Below are 16,976 nucleotides of genomic sequence, written 5' to 3'. Positions count from 1 at the left end.
CGTCGTCCCGGTCGACGGTCAGGTCATCGGCGAAGTGCCGGTCGCCCGTGGCGTCGGGCACGTACTTCACAGTGACAACGATCCTCAGACTCACGGTTCTTTCTCCTCAACGGTGTTGGGCGGGTATCACTGGCCACTGCGCCGCAGCCGCACGCGGTACGAGTAGTGCTCGGGCAGGAAGTGGCTGATGGCGAGTTCGACGGCCTGTCCGGCCACGGTCCGGTAGACGCGGTCGACGCGCAGCAGGGCGCGGCCCGGTTCACAGCCCAGGTGCCGGGCGATGTCCGGCGTGGCCTCGGCGACGGTGATGCTCTGTTCCGCCTCGGCGATCGGTTCCGGCAGCCGCTGGTCGAGCAGGCCGATGACGGTGAACGCGTTGGGTGTGCCCGGCAGCGTCAACTCCGTGACCGGCTCAAGGAGCCGGCCGACGGAGGGCGGCAGCCAGACCGAGGTGTGGCAGAACGCGAGGGCCTCGTGCAGCCGGAGGAAGGCCAGCTTGTGCACTCGGTCCGTGCGCAGGTCCAGCCGGCCCGCCGCGTCGACGTCGACCCGTCGGTGCAGGGGTGTGACGACGTCCATACGGGTGTCGATGGAGAGCCCCATCAGGTCGTCCACCGAGCCGAACTGCCGTAGGTACTGCTCCTCCCGTGGCGTGGCGAACGTCCCGCGCCCCGGCACCCGGTACACCAGCCCCTCCGTGACCAGGTCCTGGAACGCCCGCCGTACCGTCTGCCGGCTCACTCCGTACGTCCCGGCCAGCTCGGCCTCGGTCGGCAGCCGCACCCCGTCCGGGTAGTCGTGGCGCAGAACGGCCGCCCTCAGCTCCCGCGCGAGCCGGAAGTACGTGCTCTCGCGTTGCCTCTCCCGCTGGGGCTGCTCAGCCACCGTGGCCGCCGTGGATCCGCACCGCGCCGAGCGCGATCTCCCTGGCCGTCTCGGACGCGAACAGCTTGGCCATGCCCGCCTCCATCTCGCCCCGCCGTCCGGCCGACTGATCCGCTGTTCAGATTTGTACGGCCAAATCTCCGGCCACGTCAACGACGCTTGCGCAGCTACGACCTGTGCCTTTCCGCACTCCATAGATGTGCCGGGGGTCACACCCGGGCGCGGCGTGGGATTTGTACGCAGCAATCCGGCGCCCTCGAAGCGACCGCCCAAGGGCGACCGTCCGAGGGCGACCGCCCCGAGGGGCCCCGGGTGCGAAGGAAGCTTTCTTCAGGCTCTGTCAGGACTCGCGGCTCGGATCGCACAGCACCATGACCGCGCGGGCGACGAGTTCGCCCGCGCCGCCGGATCCACGGGACCTGTGTCGGCGCCGGCATCGAACTCCCGTCCTTCGCCACCCGGGTCGTGGCAGCCCCCGGCACCACCGTCCGGCTGCCCGAACTGGCCATGGGCCTGATCCCCGGCGCCGGCGGCACGGTCGGCATCCCGCGCCGGATCGGCCGTTGGCGCACCCTGTACCTGGTCCTCGACGGACGGGCCGTCCCCGCCGAACGCGCCCTGGCCTGGGGGCTGGTGGACCGGATCGAGGAGTGACGCGGGGCCGCGCGCGGCGGCACCGCGAACCGGGGTCAGCCGATACAGAGGACCAGCAGGCAGAGCTCGGAGGGCGAGGTCGCGGCCGGTGAGGGACTCGCCGCCGGGGTCTGGGTGCCGCCGGTGGCGGTGGACGTGGGCGTGGGCGTGGCCGTCGGTTCCGACTGCGTGGTGCCGGAGCCGGAGCCGGAGCCGGAGCCGGACGCCGTGGCGACGGACTGCGGCGCGGCGGAGGACGCCGCCGTGGGCCGCGCCGAGGCGACGGTGGCCCGACGGGGCGTCGGCGTGGCGCGGGGCAGGCCCGCGGTCTGCTCGTGCGGCGCGTTGGCCGTGGTCGCACGGGCGGACGGCGTGCCCTCCGGGGCTCGGTGCCGGCCGGTCGGTGCCGACGCGGTGGGGGTGGGATCCGTGGCCTGCCCGCCCGCGGCTCCCATGGGCTGGTTGTCCGGAGCCGTGGCCGCCTGGGCCCGGTCCGCGGTGTGCCGGCCGAGGGAGGCGACGGTCAGACCGCCGCCGACCAGGGCGACCGCGGTGGCCACCACGGCCCGCCGCTGGTTCTTCTTCCAGCGGGCCCGCTGCCGCCGCCGCGCCGCCCGGCCGACCGCCGCGACCGGGGCGGCAGCCGGGCCGTCGTACGGGGCCTCGGCGGTCTCTTCGACGGTTTCCCGGGCGTACGGGTCCGGATCCGGGTCCTGCCAGGCGTTGTCGGCCGGGGTCCGCCAGACCGTCGCACCGGTATGACGCGGTGCGATGTCCGGGGCGTAGGCGCCGCATCCGGGGCACGCCAGGGCGCCGTTGAGGTGCCGGCGGCACGAGGAGCAGTAGTCCATCCGCGGTCTTCCTGACTCGACTGCGCCAGCGGCCTCATGAGCCGTGGCCTGATCTCGTTCGTACGTGGTATCGAACGGCCAGAACGGTAGCGAGCCTTTGGTTGGGCAGTGTGCAGCCTGTGTGTCGCTTCTGCACAGATGCCGTCACCCACGCCCGAGACCGGCGCCCATACCACGCAGTTCGCTGATTCAGCGAACCAGGGCTGTCAGGCCGACCACCGTGAACGAGACGCCGGACAGGAGGAGCGGGCCGAGCAGCAGGATGAGCACGGCGCCGAACACCAGCCATCCCGTCGTCCCGCGGCCGATCTGGGCGCTCTCGGGGTTCGTAGGGTCGTAGGTGATCTACGCATCCCCCAGGCCTTCCGGACGATCTTCCACCCGATGTGCACACCGAACCCCCCGCCGCCGATCGCTTCGGGCGCCACCACCCACAGGAGTATCGGGCCCACCCCGGCGCCGGTGACCAGCAGCAGGACGAACACCAGGACATAGACGCTCCCAGGCCCCACCACAGCTGCCGGAGCCGGTTCGGTGCCGCCCGCTCGACCGGCTCCTCGGTCACCAGCCCCGCCCCGTCCGGCCGCGGCTCGTCGGCGTCCCGCACGGGCAGCGTACGGCGGACCGCCTGCGCGAACTCGTGCACGGCGGGGCCACTGCGACACCTGAGGTGATACGCGACGGGCTCGTCGCCCGTCAGCACGACGGTCAGCCGCCGGCCCTTGGTGCCGTGGACGTCGATCCGTTCTGTCGCCGCCACCGGTATCCGGCGCCGGACGCCGCCCATGGCCGACAGCACCTCCCCGTCCCGAAGGCGGATGGAGGTACGGCGTCTGCCGTGCAGTATCAGCGAGGACGTCTCTGTCGAGGCCACCTGGGCACATCATGTGACGCCGACCCTGCGGAGGACTGCTCGGCCGCACACCGGACCAACGGCATCCGGCCCGGCGCCGAGAAGGCTCCGCAGGGTCACACTCGGCTGGACTCCTCCCTCTCCGTCGGGGAGCCGGTCGGTCAGCCGACGTCGGCGGAGACGAGCACGCGGACGTCCCACGGGCCGAGGTCCAGCGCCGTGCCGGCGGCGAGTGGGGTGCCGTCGAGGACGTCGGTGAGGGGCATCGGGGCGGAGACGCCCGCGGGTTCCCAGCTCCAGTTGTGGAGGATGTGCACGCGGCGCCCGTCGGGTGCGGTGCCGGTCGTCGCGGTGACCGTCGCCGGGAGGTCGCGCCAGCCGTGCCGGGCGGACGGGGACAGCCACTCGGCGAGCGTCCGGGCGAGGTCGCGTCCGGGCACCGTGCCGACGTACGTCACCCGGCCCGCGCCGTGCCGGCGGGTGGTTATCGCGGGCCAGCGCCCGAAGTGCGGGTGGTCGTACTCGACGAGCGGCTCGGCGTCGGCGACGGTCAGGCCGTCCGCCCAGCGGGTGGCCGTGGCGCCCTCCGGGAGGCGGAGCGGGCCGCCGGGCACGGAGCGTACGGGCAGGTCGCGCAGGAGATTGCTGAATTCGTCGTACGACACACCCGCCGCGTGCGTGAGCCGGCCGGGCGCCGGTTCGGTGCGGGCCCGGCCCTCCTGGTCGGCGTAGCCGGTGCGCGGGCCGAGGACCAGATGGCCGCCCGCGTGGGCGTAGGCCGCGAGCCGGTCGAGGGTGGCGTCGTCGGCGAGGTAGAGCGCGGGCACGACCAGGACCGGGTGTCGGCGCACCGTCTCCTCAGTCGTGTCGCCGTCGCGCAGTTGACGGGCGTGGACGATGCGCACCTGGCGGCCGGCGTCGAAAGCGCCCCGGTGGAAGGCGTCGAAGATCCGGTGGTAGGCGGCCGGATCGGGGTCGCCGTCGGGCGTGGCCAGCGGCGGGTACTTCTGCATCAGCCACTTGCTGGGCGTCGAGTACACCACCGTGAGGTCCGCGTCCGGCTCCAGACCGGCGACGAGCCCGCCCGCCGTCTCGAACTCGGCGCCCAGCCGGGCGAGTTCGGCGTAGACCCGGCCGGGCCGGCCGGTGTGCGGCAGGATGCCGCCCCAGTAGGTCTCCGCGCCGAAGTGCAGCGTGTGCCAGTGCCAGTACTCGATCATCCGGGCCCCGCGCCCGACCAGCGCCCAGGCCGCCTGGCGCCACTGGCCGTCGTAGGCGGGCCGGTTGTCCCAGGGGAAGCCGATCGAACCGGCGTTGGTCTCGGTGACCAGGAACGGCGCCTGCCGCGAGGAGAACATCCAGTCGGCCGTCCGGTACAGGGCCCACACCCCGGTGGTCTTCCACTGCTGCTCGTGGGTTTCGGGGGTGGGGTCGGGCAGCAGCAGACCGTCCTGCATGTCGTAGTACGGGTTGCCGGCGGCGATGTCGAGGCGGTCGGTCAGCTCGTCGTCCTCGACCGCGGGGCGGGTGTAGGAGATGCAGGTGGTGACGAACTGCTCCGGGCGGGCGTACTCGCGGACGATGTCCGCCTGCCAGCCGATGAACTCGGTGACCTGACGGGCCTGGAACTCCCTCCAGGCGACGTCGTACTGGGGCTGCGCGTTGCCGTCCGGGGTCCACAGGTCGGCCCAGGTGGACAGCCGGTGGGACCAGTACACCAGGCCCCACTCGCGGTTCAGGGTCTCGACGTCCCCGTACTTCTCGCGGAGATGATCGACGAAGCGCTCGAACACGCCCCGGTTGTGGAGGAGTTCGTTGCCGGGTTCGTTGTCGACCTGGAAGCCGATGACCGCCGGGTGGTCCGCGTACCGGGCGACGATCCGGCGGACGACCCGCTCGGCGTGGAACCGGAAGGCGGGGTGCGTGAAGTCCACCTCCTGCCGGGCGCCCCAGCCGATCCGCTCGCCGGTGCGCCGCTCGCCGGTCAGCTCCGGGTACTGCCGGGCCAGCCACGGCGGGACGGCGTACGTCGGGGTGCCCAGGACGACGGAGATTCCGCGCTCGTGGGCGCCGTCGAGCACCGGTTGCAGCCAGTCCAGGTCGAAGCGGCCGTTCTCCGGCTCCCAGGTCGACCAGACCGACTCGCCGACCCGGATGACGGTGACATGGGCGTCGGCCATCAGGTCGAGGTCGGTCTTGAGGCGTTCGGCGGGACGCTCGTAGGGCTGGTACTCGTGGTAGTACGCGGCACCGAACAGGACACGGGCAGGCAGAGCCGCCATGAAGGAGACCTCCGAAGGATAGTGATGGTGGGGGGAGTTACTGCTTGACGCCGCCGGCCGCCAGGCCGCTCTGCCAGTACCGCTGGAGCAGCAGGAAGGCGGCGACGAGCGGGACGATCGAGAGCAGGGAACCGGTCACGACCAGCGCCAGCATGTCGCTGCTGGCACCGGCCCCGCCGTTCTGGGCCTGCGCGGCCCAGGAGGCCAGGCCCACCGTCACCGGGTACAGGTTGGGGTCGTTGAGCATGATCAGCGGCAGGAAGTAGTTGTTCCAGGTTGCCACGAGCGTGAACAGCAGGACCGTCACCAGACCGGGGCCCAGCAGCCGCAGGGCGATCCGGAAGAAGATGCGGGCCTCGCCGGCCCCGTCGATGCGCGCGGCCTCCAGGATGCTGTCCGGGACGGCGTCGGCCGCGTAGATGCGCATCAGATAGAGGCCGAACGGGTTGACGAGGGACGGCAGGATCACCGCCCAGGGGGTGTTGACCAGGCCTGCCTTGGCGAACAGCAGATAGGTCGGGATGGCCAGCGCGGTGGTCGGGACCATGACGGCACCGAGGACCAGGTTGAAGGTGAACCGGTCGCCCCGGAAACGGAACTTCGCGAATCCGTAGCCGCCGGCCGCCGCGAGCAGTGCGGCGCCGACCGCGCTGACGACGGCGTACAGGACCGTGTTGAGCAGCCAGTGCGCGAAGACGCCGTCGTCCTGGGTGAAGGTCGCCCTGATGTTGGCCAGGAGCCGCGGGGTGTGCGAGAACCACAGGCCGAAGCTGTTGAAGAGGTCCTGTGTGCTCTTGGTCGAGGCGATCAGCAGCCAGCACAGGGGGAGCAGGAAGTAGGCGAGCGCCGCCAGCATGGCGATGGTCAGCGGGGTGCTGCGACGGGTCGTCATGCGGCCCTCCTGAGGCTGTCGCGGCTGGTGCGCCTGTCGCTGCTGCCGCGGTTCGCGGTGAGCAGCACGCCGTAGGAGGCGATCACGATGACGAGGCCGAGGAGGAAGGACACCGTGGCCGCGTAGTTGACCTGCTGGCCGGTGAACGCGAGGGAGTAGGCGTACAGGTTGGCGGTGTAGGAGCTGCTGATGACGTCCGGGGCGATCTTCATCAGCAGGTTGGGTTCGTTGAAGAGCTGGAAGCTGCCGATCACCGAGAACAGGAGGGTGAGCAGCAACGCCGGCCGCAGCGCGGGGAGTTTCACCGACCAGGCGATGCGCCAGGCCCCGGCGCCGTCCACGGCCGCCGCCTCGTACAGCTCCTGCGGGATCGTGCGCAGGGCCGCGTACAGGATGATCATGTTGTAGCCGACGAACTCCCAGGTCACGATGTTCGCCAGGCTGCCCAGCATCCAGCCGTCGCTGAGGAAGTGCGGGGCCGGCAGGTCCAGTTTCCGGCTCAGCTGGGCGAACGGGCCGAAGTCCGGCCCGTAGAGATAGCCCCACATGAGCGCGGCGACCACGCTGGGCACGGCGTACGGCACGAAGATGCCCAGCCGGATCACCCGCGCCAGCCGCAGCAGCCCGCTGTCGAGCGCGAGGGCGAACAGCAGGGCCAGCAGCAGCATCACCGGCACCTGGATCACGAAGAACAGCGCCACCCGGCCCACACCGTGCAGGAGTTGGGGATCGCCCAGCGCCTGGGTGTAGTTGTCGAGGCCGACGAACACCGTCCCGCCGATCAGGCGGCTCTGGAACAGGCTGAGATAGGCGGCGTAGCCGAGCGGGGCGAGGAAGAGCAGCAGGAACAGGGTCAGGAACGGGGCGACGAAGAGCGGTCCGGCGGCCCGGTGGCGGCGGGTCCCGGTCATCTCAGCTCCCCTTGACCGTGAAGCCCTGGCTCTTCGCGTACGTCGTCAGCCGCGACTGCCAGCTGCCGAGCGCGCGGACCGTGTCGGTGTGGTCCGCGAGGGACTTGCCGACGGTCTCCGTCCAGTCGGTGGCCGCCTGGTCGAGGAACGGGGGCCACTGGAAGGAGGCGTTGACCGTGGAGCTGATGTCGGCGAAGACCTGGTTGACCTTCTGGCCGCCGTAGAAGGAGGGGGCGTCCCCGGTGAAGGACGCGTCCGTGAGCAGGGACTTGGTGGCGGGGAAGAAGAACTGCTCGGTGGCGAACATCCTGGCGCTGGCCGGGTCGCTGTTGAGGAACTGCGCGAACATGGCCGCCGCGATGGGGTTCTTGGTGGAGCGGACGACCGCGGTGGTGGAGCCGCCCCAGTTGCCGGAGCTGGGCTTGGCGGCGTCCCACTGCGGCAGCGGGGCCGCCCGCCACTTGCCGGCCGTGGCCTTGGCGGAGCCGGACAGGAACACCGGCCCCCAGGCAGCGGTGATCCAGGTGGCGTACTTGCCCTTGTTGAGGGCGGCGTACCAGGAGTCGGTGAAGTCCGGCTCGACGCCGATGACCCCTTCCTTCGCGAGCCCGCCCCAGTAGGCGCCGAGCTTCTGCGAGACGGTGTCGTCCACGCTGATGGTGATGTCGCTCTTGCCCGAGGTGACATAGGGCTTGGCGCCCGCCTGCCAGAGCAGCCCGTGCCAGGCGGCGACCTGGTTGGCGGCGAGGTTGGTGAGGTAGACGTCCGGGTCCGCCTTGTGGAGCTTGCGCGCGGCGGCGGCGAACTCGTCCCAGGTGCCGGGGACTTGGATGCCGTGCTTCTCGAAGATGTCGTGCCGGTACAGCATGCCCATCGGGCCGGTGTCCTGCGGTATCGCCCAGATCTCGCCGTTGCTGCCGCTGATCTGGCCCCAGGTCCAGTCGACGAAGGCGGACTTGAGTGCCGAGGCGCCGTACGGCCGCAGGTCGAGCAGACTGTTGGTGATGGTGAAGGTCGGGATGGCCTGGTACTCGATCTGGACCATGTCCGGTGCGCCGCTGCCGGCCTTCAGCGCCGTACGCAGCTTGGTGTACTGGGGCGTTCCCTGACCGGCGTTGACGATCTTGACCTTGACGGCCGGGTACTTCTTCTCGAAGAGCGCGACCTCCTTGGCGATGTTCGGGACCCAGGTCCAGAACGTCAACTCGGTCGGGGTCTTCATGGCCTTGTCGATGTCGGCCTGGTTCACGGGCTTGGCCGAGGCGGAGGAACCGCCGCCGTCCCCGCCGCCGCAGGCGGTGAGGGTGGCGCCGAGCGACAGTGCGCCGGTGGTGGCGAGGAACAGCCGACGGCTCATGGGGGCGGTGCTGGGCATGGAAGTGGATCTGGGCATGGTGAACTCCCGCCGATGGCGAAGGGACGGCACGCCTGGCGAGGGCGTGCGGGGGTGAGGAAGGGGGAGGGACGGTGCGGAACCGTGCCGCAGGAGCGGCGCGCGGGCCTGGGCGCCGGTGCGATGCCGGGTGCGCTCAGGGAGGCGAGGAAAGACGGGCGATCAGTGCGGCGTCGGTGACGGCAGGGCGGCTCGTGCCGGGATCGCGTGAGGAGGGGTGGTGCGGGCCGGACGGTGGGTCAGTTGTCGGTGCTGGTACCCCCGTTCGCGGAGGACGGAGCTGATGACGGACCTGATGAGGGACCCGACGCCGGGCCGTGCCTGCCACGCGCCGGTGTCCTGCGGCCCGGCGGGGGCGCGGTCGAGGCGCGGACGACGAGGTCGACCGGCGGACCGCTCGACGCCAGCGGATCCGCCGCCGGGTTCTCGATGGCGTGCACCAGGCGTTTGAGGCCCTCCTGCGCCACGGCGTCGAAGGGCTGGCGCACCGTGGTGAGCGGGGGAGTGACATAGGCGGCGACCGGGATGTCGTCGAAACCGACCACGCTGACGTCCTCCGGCACCCGCCGGCCGGCCTCCGTCAGCGCGCGGATCAGACCGATCGCCATGTCGTCGTTGGCGGAGAAGACCGCGGTCACCCGGTCGTCGGCGGCGAGTTCGCGCCCCGCCGCGTACCCGGAGGCGGCCGACCAGTCGCCCTCGGCGACCGGGGGCACCTCCCTGCCGTCCGCGGTCAGGGCTGCCCGCCAGCCCTCCAGACGGTCCAGGGCGGCGTACCAGCGCCACGGTCCAGCGAGGTGATGGACCGTCACATGGCCGAGGCTGAGCAGGTGTTCGGTGGCGGTGCGGGCCATCAGGTCCGCGCCGTCGCCGGCGGTCAGCACGATCGGCGCGGTGACCGGTGGCGGTGCGCCCATGACGAGGACCGGCACGTCGACGCGCAGGGACACATCGCCCTGCTCGTCGATGGGTTCCGAGATCACGATGCCGTCCACGCCCTGGTCGAGGAGCGAGTCCACGGCACCGGAGAGGCCCGCCGGGTCGCCCTCCACCGTGTTGACCACGCGCAGTGCGTAGCCGGTGTCCCGGACGACCCGCTCGACGCCCATGAGCAGCGAGGCGGGTCCGTACAGGGCCGTGCCCAGGGTCACCACGCCGATCGAGCGGGTGCGCCCGGAGGCCAGTGCCCGGGCGGCGTTGTTGCGCCGGTAGCCGAGCTGTTCGGCGGCGTCGAGCACGCGACGGCGCACGTCCTCGGAGACGTACGGCTCGTCGTTGAAGACCCGGGAGACGGTCTTCTGCGAGACACCGGCCAGCCGCGCCACGTCGACACTGCGCGGCGCGGCGGTGCTCTTGCCGCGTCCCGTCCCTGGTGTCATGGCGTCTCCCGTGACCGCTTGATCTCCGGACCGCTTGATCGGGGCCCATCATGCCATGCGCGGCCTGGCTGACTGCGCTGTCATGTCTACGCAGTCATGTCTACGCAGTCATAGGAGTGGCGTCAAGAGTCCGGAACGCATCGATCGCGGGGAGCATGCGGGGGAGGCCGGTCCACCGGACAGGGCTCCGCACGGGAGACGGACGCCGTCTCCCGTGCGGAGCACGGGTGTTCGGCGGCGGCAGGTGTAGCTCGCGGCGTCCCCGCGCTACTGCGAACGCGGTAGTCCCTGCTGAATCCGCGGTACGGCGGCGCGGCGGCGCGTACTGCGCGTGGAGGCCCCCGTTTGCCCACAGCCGGACGACGACGGGACGCGCCCCGCCCGGAGAGCCTGAACCGGTCGGAGACCGGGGGCGCACCGCCTCGCGCGGCCCAGCCCAGCGCCGGTCGGATCCCCAGCAGGAAGCAGGAGACTCGGATGAGGACACGTACCGGGTTCGCACTGGCGGCCGTCGCCTCGTGCGTCGCACTCGCGGCGGCCGTGACCGTAGGCCGGGACGGCGGCGGGACCGCGTCGGCGCGCACATTGCCCAAGGGGCCGTACGTGGCGCTCGGCGACTCGTACACCGCGGGCCCGGGCATCCCCGACCGGCACGGGCGGCCCGCGGGCTGCGAGCGCTCCGACCGGAACTACCCCGCGCTGGTCGCCGCCGGACTCGGCCTGCGGCCGGCCGGGTTCCGGGACGTCAGCTGCAGCGGGGCCGTCACGGCCGACCTGTCCGCGCCGCAGTCCACGGACGACGGCGTCAACCCGGCCCAGCTGTCCGCCCTGACCGCCTCGACGCGGCTGGTCACCCTCGGCATCGGAGGCAACGACATCGGCTTCGCCTCGCTGCTCACGACCTGCGTCAAGGACGGCGTGAAGTACCAGCTGGAGGAGCGTATCGCGAGCGGGGCCGCCGACCGGGCGCCGTGCCGCGGCCGGTACGTGTCGGACGGCACCGACACGATCGAAGGGCGGATCAGCGCGGTGGGCGGGCGGCTGTCCGGCGTGCTGGACGACATCAGGCGCCGCGCGCCCGAGGCCCGGGTCTACGTGGTCGGCTATCCGGCGATCCTGCCCGCCGAGGGAACCGACTGCGCCGCGCTCGGGCTGGCGCCGGGCGACGTGGGCTTCCTGCGCGAGACGGAGCACCGGCTCAACGCCGTGCTCCGGCAGCGGGCGCGGGCGGCCGGGGCCGGATACGTCGACACCTACACGCCCTCCGCGGGCCGGGACGCCTGCGCGGACGCCGCCGTGCGCTGGATCGAGCCGCTCGTCCCGGCGGCCCCTGCGGCCCCGGCCCACCCCAACGAGCGCGGCGAGCGCGGCATGGCCGAGGCCGTGCTCCGCGCGCTCACGGCGACGGACTGAGGCGCACCCGCCGTCGTACCGGCGCAGGACCCCGCGGACCGGTCGCGTACTGCGGTTTCAGTAGACCGTCCTGCGGATTCAGTAGGCGGCAGTGCCAGTAGCCGCACGACGACGAGGGGGCCCTCGCCAGGACAGCCTGGGTGACCAAGCGAGAACGGATGTGGAGTTCCCTGACGTGGCTACTTTTCTGTATCGACTGGGCCGACTGGCCTTTAGGCGGCGCGGGTACGTCGCCCTGTTGTGGGTGGCCGTCCTGGCCGCCGTAGGACTGGGCGCGCTGCAGGCGCCGGGCGCCTCCGACGAGGAGTTCTCGACGCCGGGCATCGAGTCCCAGAAGGCGTTCGACCTGATGCAGGAGCGCTTCCCCGGCGCGGCCGCCGACGGAGCCACCGCGCGGGTCGTGTTCGTCGCCCCGCACGGGCAGAAGGTCACCGCCACCGCGAACAAGAAAGCCGTCGAGGAGACGGTGGACGCCCTGGGCGACGGCACCCAGGTGGCCGGCGTCGCGGACCCCTTCACCGCGAAGGCGGTCAGCAAGGACGGCACCACGGCCTACGCGACCGTCACCTACAAGGTGAAGTCCTCCGCCGTCACCGACGCCGGCCGGACGGCACTGGAGAACGCCGTCGACCAGGCACGCGACGCGGGCCTCACGGTCGAGACCGGCGGTTCCGCCATGGACAGCGGGGCCGGACCCGGCGGCGCCGCCGAGATCATCGGCATCGCGATCGCGGCCGTCGTCCTGCTGGTCACCTTCGGGTCGCTGGCCGCCGCCGGACTGCCGCTGCTGACCGCGATCCTCGGCGTCGGTCTCAGCATGTTCACCATCACCGTGCTGGCCGACGCCCTGGGCCTGTCCACCAGCACCGGGACCCTGGCGATGATGCTGGGCCTCGCCGTCGGCATCGACTACGCCCTGTTCGTCGTCTCCCGCTACCGGGAGGAACGCGCCAAGGGCCGGGCTCCGGAGGAGGCGACGGGCCTCGCGGTCGGCACGGCCGGCTCGGCGGTGGTCTTCGCCGGCCTCACCGTGGTCATCGCCCTGGCCGGCCTGTCCGTCGTCGGCCTCCCGATGCTGACCAAGATGGGCCTGACCGCCGCCGGAGCGGTGATCGTCGCCGTCGTCATCGCCCTGACCGTCGTCCCGGCCCTGCTCGGATTCTGGCCGAACGCCGTACTGGCGGGCGCCGCGCGCCGACGGGAAGGCGGCCGCCGCCGGCTGTTCCGCGCCAAGAAGGCCACGACGCCCCAGGGCGACAACCGCGGCACCCGCTGGGCCCGCTTCGTACTGCGCCGCCCGGTCCCCGTGCTGCTGCTCGGCGTCGTGGGCCTCGGCGCCCTCGCCGTCCCGATGACCCAGCTGCAGCTCGGCATGCCCGGAGACGAGGCCAAGTCCACCTCCACCACCGAGCGGCGCGCCTACGACGACCTCGCCGAGGGCTTCGGCCCCGGGTTCAACGGCCCGCTGACCATCGTGGTGGACGCCAAGGGAGCCGACGACGCCAAGGGCGGGGTGACCACGGTCCGCGAGCGGATCGCCGCTACCAAGGGCGTCGTCTCGGTGTCGCAGCCGCGCTTCAACAAGGCGGGTGACACGGCGGTGTTCACCGCCACCCCGTCCACCAGCCCCACCGACGAGAAGACCAAGACGCTCGTCAAGACGATCCGCGGCGAACGCCCGGCCCTCGAGTCGGCGGCCGGCGCGTCCTTCGAGGTCACCGGCAACACCGCGCTGAACATCGACATCTCGGGCAAGGTCCAGTCGGCGCTGGTGCCCTACCTCGTCACCGTCGTCGGTCTCGCCGTCGTCCTCCTGCTGGTGGTCTTCCGGTCCCTGCTCGTCCCCCTCAAGGCGGCGCTCGGCTTCCTGCTCTCGGTCCTCGCGGCCCTCGGCGCGGTCGTCCTGGTCTTCCAGCAGGGCCACGGAGCCGGACTGTTCGGAGTGGAGCAGACCGGGCCGATCATGAGCCTGATGCCGATCTTCCTGGTGGGCATCATCTTCGGCCTGGCCATGGACTACGAGGTCTTCCTCGTCTCCCGGATGCGGGAGTCCTACGTGCACGGCGAGTCGGCGAAGGAGGCCGTGGTGTCCGGGTTCCGGCACAGCGCCCGGGTCGTCGTGGCCGCCGCCCTCATCATGATCGCGGTGTTCGCCGGGTTCGTCGGCGAGAACGACTCCATGATCAAGATGATCGGGTTCGGCATGGCCACCGCCGTACTCCTGGACGCCTTCGTGGTGCGGATGGCGATCGTGCCCGCGGTCCTCGCCCTGCTCGGCGACCGGGCCTGGTGGCTGCCGAAGTGGCTGGACCGGCTGCTGCCCCGGGTGGACATCGAGGGCGAGGCCCTCACCCGGGGCCCGGCCGCCACGGCGTCCGGCGACCAGGATCCGACCGCCGGCGAGCCGGTCGAGGCGGGCGTCTGACCGCTCCCTCCAGCCTCTGTGGGCCGCCCGTGGCGCAGGTCACGGGCGGCCCGCAGGGCCGTTTCACCGCGCACGTCGTCCACCATGGACCCAGGCCCACCATCCGGAGAGAGACATGACCACCAGCTTGGAGCGCGGGACGGGGCGCTTTCGCCGCGTCACGGACGTGGCCACGGCACTGGCGCTGCTCGGCTGTGTGACCCTCGGCGCCCAGCTCCGCTTCCCCGGTTTCCACCAACCCCGGGAGGAGTGGCCCGCCGTCGCCCTCGCGGCCGTCACCTGCCTCGCGCTGCTGCAGGCACGCGACCGCCCGCGCGTCGCCGCCACCGTGGCCATGGCCTGCGCGGCGGCCACCTTCGCCCGGGGCTACCTGCCCACCCCCCTGCTGCTGGCCCCCCTCATGCTGTCCCTGTACTGGGTGGCCGCCCGGACCGACCGGCGGACCGCGCGGATCTTCGGTCTGGCCGCCATGGCGGTGGTGGTGATCACCGCCATGCTCGACAACCCCACGACCGACATGCTGCTGCTGCGCACGGTCGGCCCCGTCCTGTGGCTGCTGCTGCCCATCGCCGGTGGCAGCAGTGCGCGGTTGCGCGCGGCCTACCTGGAGTCCGTGCAGGCCAGGGCCGTGTACGCCGAGCGCACCCGCGAGGAGGAGGCCCGACTGCGGGTCGCCGAGGAACGCATGCGCATCGCCCGGGAACTGCACGACGTCGTCGCCCACCACATGGCCGTCGCCAACGCCCAGGCCGGCACCGCCCGCCACCTCGTGCCCACCCGGCCCGAACAGGCGCTGAAGCTGCTCGACGAGCTGACGGTCACCACGTCGTCCGCGCTGATCGAACTCCGGGCCACGGTGGGCGTGCTCCGGCAGTCCGGCGACCAGGACGGCGAGTGCCTGGAGCCCGCGCCCGGCCTGGACCGGCTGCCCGACCTCGTCTCGACGTACGCGAGCGCCGGACTGGACGTCGCCGTCACGACGGAGGGCGAGCCCCGGCCGCTGTCCCCGGGCGTGGACCTGACGGCGTACCGGATCATCCAGGAAGCCCTCACCAACGTCACCAAGCACGGCGCCGGCCAGGGCGCCGACGTCCGGCTCAGTTACAGCCGGTCCCGGCTGCTCATCTCGGTCACCAACGACGCCACCGCCACCGCCCCGGGGGCCACCGGCGGCTACGGCCTGATGGGCATGCGGGAACGGGCCCACTCCGTCGGCGGCGACCTGCGCGCCGGACCCCGCCCCCAGGGCGGCTTCGAAGTGAGCACCGCCCTGCCGCTCCACTCCCTCGCACCGGAAGAACTCGAGGCCGCCCCGTGAGTATCCGCGTCCTGCTCGTCGACGACCAGGCCCTGCTGCGCGGCACCTTCCGGCTGCTGATCGACTCCTGCGCGGACCTGGAGGTGGTCGGCGAGGCCGCCGACGGCCGCGAGGCCGTGGAGCTGGCCCGCACCCACCGCCCCGACATCGTCCTGATGGACATCCGCATGCCCGGCACCGACGGCCTGGCCGCCACCGCCGCCATCTGCGCCGACCCCGACCTCGCCGACACCCGGGTCCTCGTCCTCACCATGTACGAGACCGACGAGTACGTCGCCCGGGCACTGCGCGTCGGCGCCAGCGGCTTCCTCGGCAAGTACGTCACCACCGACACCCTGCTGGCCGGCATCCGCACGGTCGCCGCCGGCGAGGCCCTCCTCTCCCCGGGCGCCACCCGCGCCCTCATCACCCGCTTCCTCTCCGGCCCGGCCCCCGACGCCCTGCTGGCACCCCCGGAGCGCCTCGACGACCTCACCCCGCGCGAACGGGAGGTCACCGCGCTCGCCGCCCGCGGCAGGTCCAACGACGAGATCGCCGAGGAACTCGTCCTCAGCGTGCTGACCGTACGCAGCCACATCCAGCGCTCCCTGACGAAACTGGGCGCCCGCGACCGCGCCCAGCTCGTCGTCATCGCCTACCAGACCGGACTGGTGCGCCCCGAGTCACGACAGCCCTGAGCCGACGATTCCGCCCGGAGCCGTCGGCGCCGGTCCGTACCGCCGAGCCAGTCCGTCACGTCAGCGCGGGGCGGACTCCGCCGGTTTCCAGCCCCAGGCGGTGAGCATGCCGGCGGACAGTGCGGCGCACTCGTCGGAGGCCAGGTAGCGGATCGCCGCGTCGACGGCCGCGTCGTCGACCAGGCCGGTCGCGAGCATCGCCGCACGGCCGCGCTCCCAGGTGTCCGCCCAGAACCGGCTGATGGGACTGCCCGGCAGCAGCGGCGGCACATGGATCTCGGCGGCGACGGACCCGAGCCCCGCCGCGCGCAGCAGGTGGGGATACGACGGAACCCAGGAGACATCCGTGCCGATGGTGGCCCGCAGCCCCTGCCACATCGCCCGCATCACCGTGGTGTACGGGGTGTCGGGCGTCCGGTCGCTCGTCAGGTCCACCGCGTCGCCGAGCACCAGCACCCCACCGGGCTCGACCAGTTCGGCCAGCGCCGAGATCAGGCGCTCGTGCTCGGGCAGGTGCATCAGCACGAAACGCGCGTGGACGAGCCGGAACCGGCCCCGGACGACGCCCGGGGCCGAGATGTCGGCCTCCAGCACCTCGAGCCCGGGCCGCTCGCCGAGGAACCGCACGTCGCGGTCCACGGCCAGCACGCTGTCCACGCCGGCCTCCTCCAGCAGCCGCCGGGAGACCGTGCCGGTGCCCGCGCCCACGTCGAGGCAACGCCACCCCGGTCCGGCCCCGAGCGCCCGCAGCCGGGCCAGGGTGAGGTCGTCGTAGGCGAGGGCGCCGACGTCGATGCGCTCGCCCTCGCCCGCCTGCCCGGGACGGAAGACCGCCTCGCCGTAGCGACCGCCGCCCGGCGCCTCCCCGCGCCGACCGCCGGAAGTCACCTCGCCGCCGACACGAAGCCGAGGACGTGGTCGCACCAGGGGAACCGGAACAGCGGGTCGTCGCAGGATCTCAAGGCCGGACCTCTTCACACGGTGGGGCGGTGCCGGGCGGCCCGCCCGAGGCCGCCGCCCACCGATCCTCCACGGGAGGCCGCCGAGGCGGCCGAGGCGCGCCG

General features: G+C 72.4%; 13 protein-coding genes and 2 pseudogenes. 5 read left to right on the top strand and 10 right to left on the bottom strand.

Going from position 1 to position 16,976, the window contains the following annotated elements; translation table 11 throughout:
- The 3 genes and pseudogenes from ACFZDK_RS40670 to ACFZDK_RS40660 all read right to left on the bottom strand — a co-directional run.
- A pseudogene (locus tag ACFZDK_RS40670) lies at window positions 1–94 on the bottom strand (electron transfer flavoprotein subunit beta); the annotation flags it as partial.
- A 32-nt stretch (window positions 95–126) separates the two neighbouring features.
- Complete coding sequence (locus ACFZDK_RS40665; protein ID WP_390980326.1) at window positions 127–885, bottom strand: GntR family transcriptional regulator; 759 nt, start codon at window positions 883–885, stop codon at window positions 127–129.
- A pseudogene (locus ACFZDK_RS40660) lies at window positions 884–997 on the bottom strand (acyl-CoA dehydrogenase family protein); the annotation flags it as partial. The gene ACFZDK_RS40665 and the pseudogene ACFZDK_RS40660, both read right to left, overlap by 2 nt.
- 296 nt (window positions 998–1,293) lie before the next feature.
- On the opposite strand from ACFZDK_RS40660, the gene ACFZDK_RS40655 reads away from it, so the two are divergent.
- Window positions 1,294–1,539, top strand: a complete 246-nt coding sequence (locus tag ACFZDK_RS40655) for an enoyl-CoA hydratase-related protein (RefSeq protein WP_390980344.1) — start codon at window positions 1,294–1,296, stop codon at window positions 1,537–1,539.
- Between the two features lie 35 nt (window positions 1,540–1,574).
- Here ACFZDK_RS40655 and ACFZDK_RS40650 read toward each other — a convergent pair whose 3' ends face one another.
- The 6 genes from ACFZDK_RS40650 to ACFZDK_RS40625 form a co-directional block, all read right to left on the bottom strand.
- A complete protein-coding gene (locus tag ACFZDK_RS40650) occupies window positions 1,575–2,369 on the bottom strand; it encodes a hypothetical protein (protein WP_390980324.1) in 795 nt (264 codons plus the stop codon).
- Window positions 2,370–3,383: 1,014 nt separating this feature from the next.
- Window positions 3,384–5,504 (bottom strand): beta-galactosidase, encoded by a 2,121-nt coding sequence (locus tag ACFZDK_RS40645; RefSeq protein ID WP_390980322.1) that lies wholly within the window; start codon window positions 5,502–5,504, stop codon window positions 3,384–3,386.
- Between the two features lie 37 nt (window positions 5,505–5,541).
- Window positions 5,542–6,396, bottom strand: coding sequence for a carbohydrate ABC transporter permease (locus ACFZDK_RS40640; protein ID WP_365690610.1), 855 nt, complete (start codon window positions 6,394–6,396; stop codon window positions 5,542–5,544).
- Window positions 6,393–7,307, bottom strand: a complete 915-nt coding sequence (locus ACFZDK_RS40635; protein WP_390980319.1) for an ABC transporter permease subunit — start codon at window positions 7,305–7,307, stop codon at window positions 6,393–6,395. Before ACFZDK_RS40635 ends, ACFZDK_RS40640 begins: the two co-directional genes overlap by 4 nt.
- Window position 7,308: 1 nt before the next feature.
- Entirely contained in the window at window positions 7,309–8,700 is a 1,392-nt protein-coding gene (locus ACFZDK_RS40630) for an extracellular solute-binding protein (RefSeq protein ID WP_390980316.1), read from the bottom strand.
- 239 nt (window positions 8,701–8,939) lie between these two features.
- Window positions 8,940–10,079, bottom strand: coding sequence for a substrate-binding domain-containing protein (locus tag ACFZDK_RS40625; RefSeq protein ID WP_390980314.1), 1,140 nt, complete (start codon window positions 10,077–10,079; stop codon window positions 8,940–8,942).
- 477 nt (window positions 10,080–10,556) lie between these two features.
- Here ACFZDK_RS40625 and ACFZDK_RS40620 point away from each other — a divergent pair, with 477 nt between their 5' ends.
- From ACFZDK_RS40620 to ACFZDK_RS40605, 4 genes are all read left to right on the top strand, one after another.
- Window positions 10,557–11,492 (top strand): GDSL-type esterase/lipase family protein, encoded by a 936-nt coding sequence (locus ACFZDK_RS40620; RefSeq protein ID WP_390980312.1) that lies wholly within the window; start codon window positions 10,557–10,559, stop codon window positions 11,490–11,492.
- 175 nt (window positions 11,493–11,667) lie between these two features.
- On the top strand, window positions 11,668–13,917 hold the full coding sequence (locus ACFZDK_RS40615) for an MMPL family transporter (protein ID WP_390980310.1): 2,250 nt from the start codon (window positions 11,668–11,670) through the stop codon (window positions 13,915–13,917).
- Between the two features lie 115 nt (window positions 13,918–14,032).
- Entirely contained in the window at window positions 14,033–15,235 is a 1,203-nt protein-coding gene (locus ACFZDK_RS40610) for a histidine kinase (RefSeq protein ID WP_390980308.1), read from the top strand.
- Window positions 15,232–15,912: a response regulator gene (locus ACFZDK_RS40605; protein WP_390980306.1), complete on the top strand. Its 681-nt coding sequence runs from the start codon at window positions 15,232–15,234 to the stop codon at window positions 15,910–15,912. Before ACFZDK_RS40610 ends, ACFZDK_RS40605 begins: the two co-directional genes overlap by 4 nt.
- Window positions 15,913–15,972: 60 nt before the next feature.
- Here the strand turns inward: ACFZDK_RS40605 and ACFZDK_RS40600 are convergent, their stop codons facing one another.
- Window positions 15,973–16,800 carry a methyltransferase domain-containing protein gene (locus tag ACFZDK_RS40600; protein WP_390980343.1) on the bottom strand — a complete coding sequence of 276 codons (828 nt, stop codon included), beginning with the start codon at window positions 16,798–16,800 and terminating at the stop codon, window positions 15,973–15,975.
- Window positions 16,801–16,976 lie beyond the last annotated feature (176 nt).

It is taken from the genome of Streptomyces sp. NPDC007901 (assembly GCF_042959465.1).
Taxonomy (GTDB): domain Bacteria; phylum Actinomycetota; class Actinomycetes; order Streptomycetales; family Streptomycetaceae; genus Streptomyces.
This window is presented reverse-complemented; position numbering and strand designations above follow the sequence as displayed.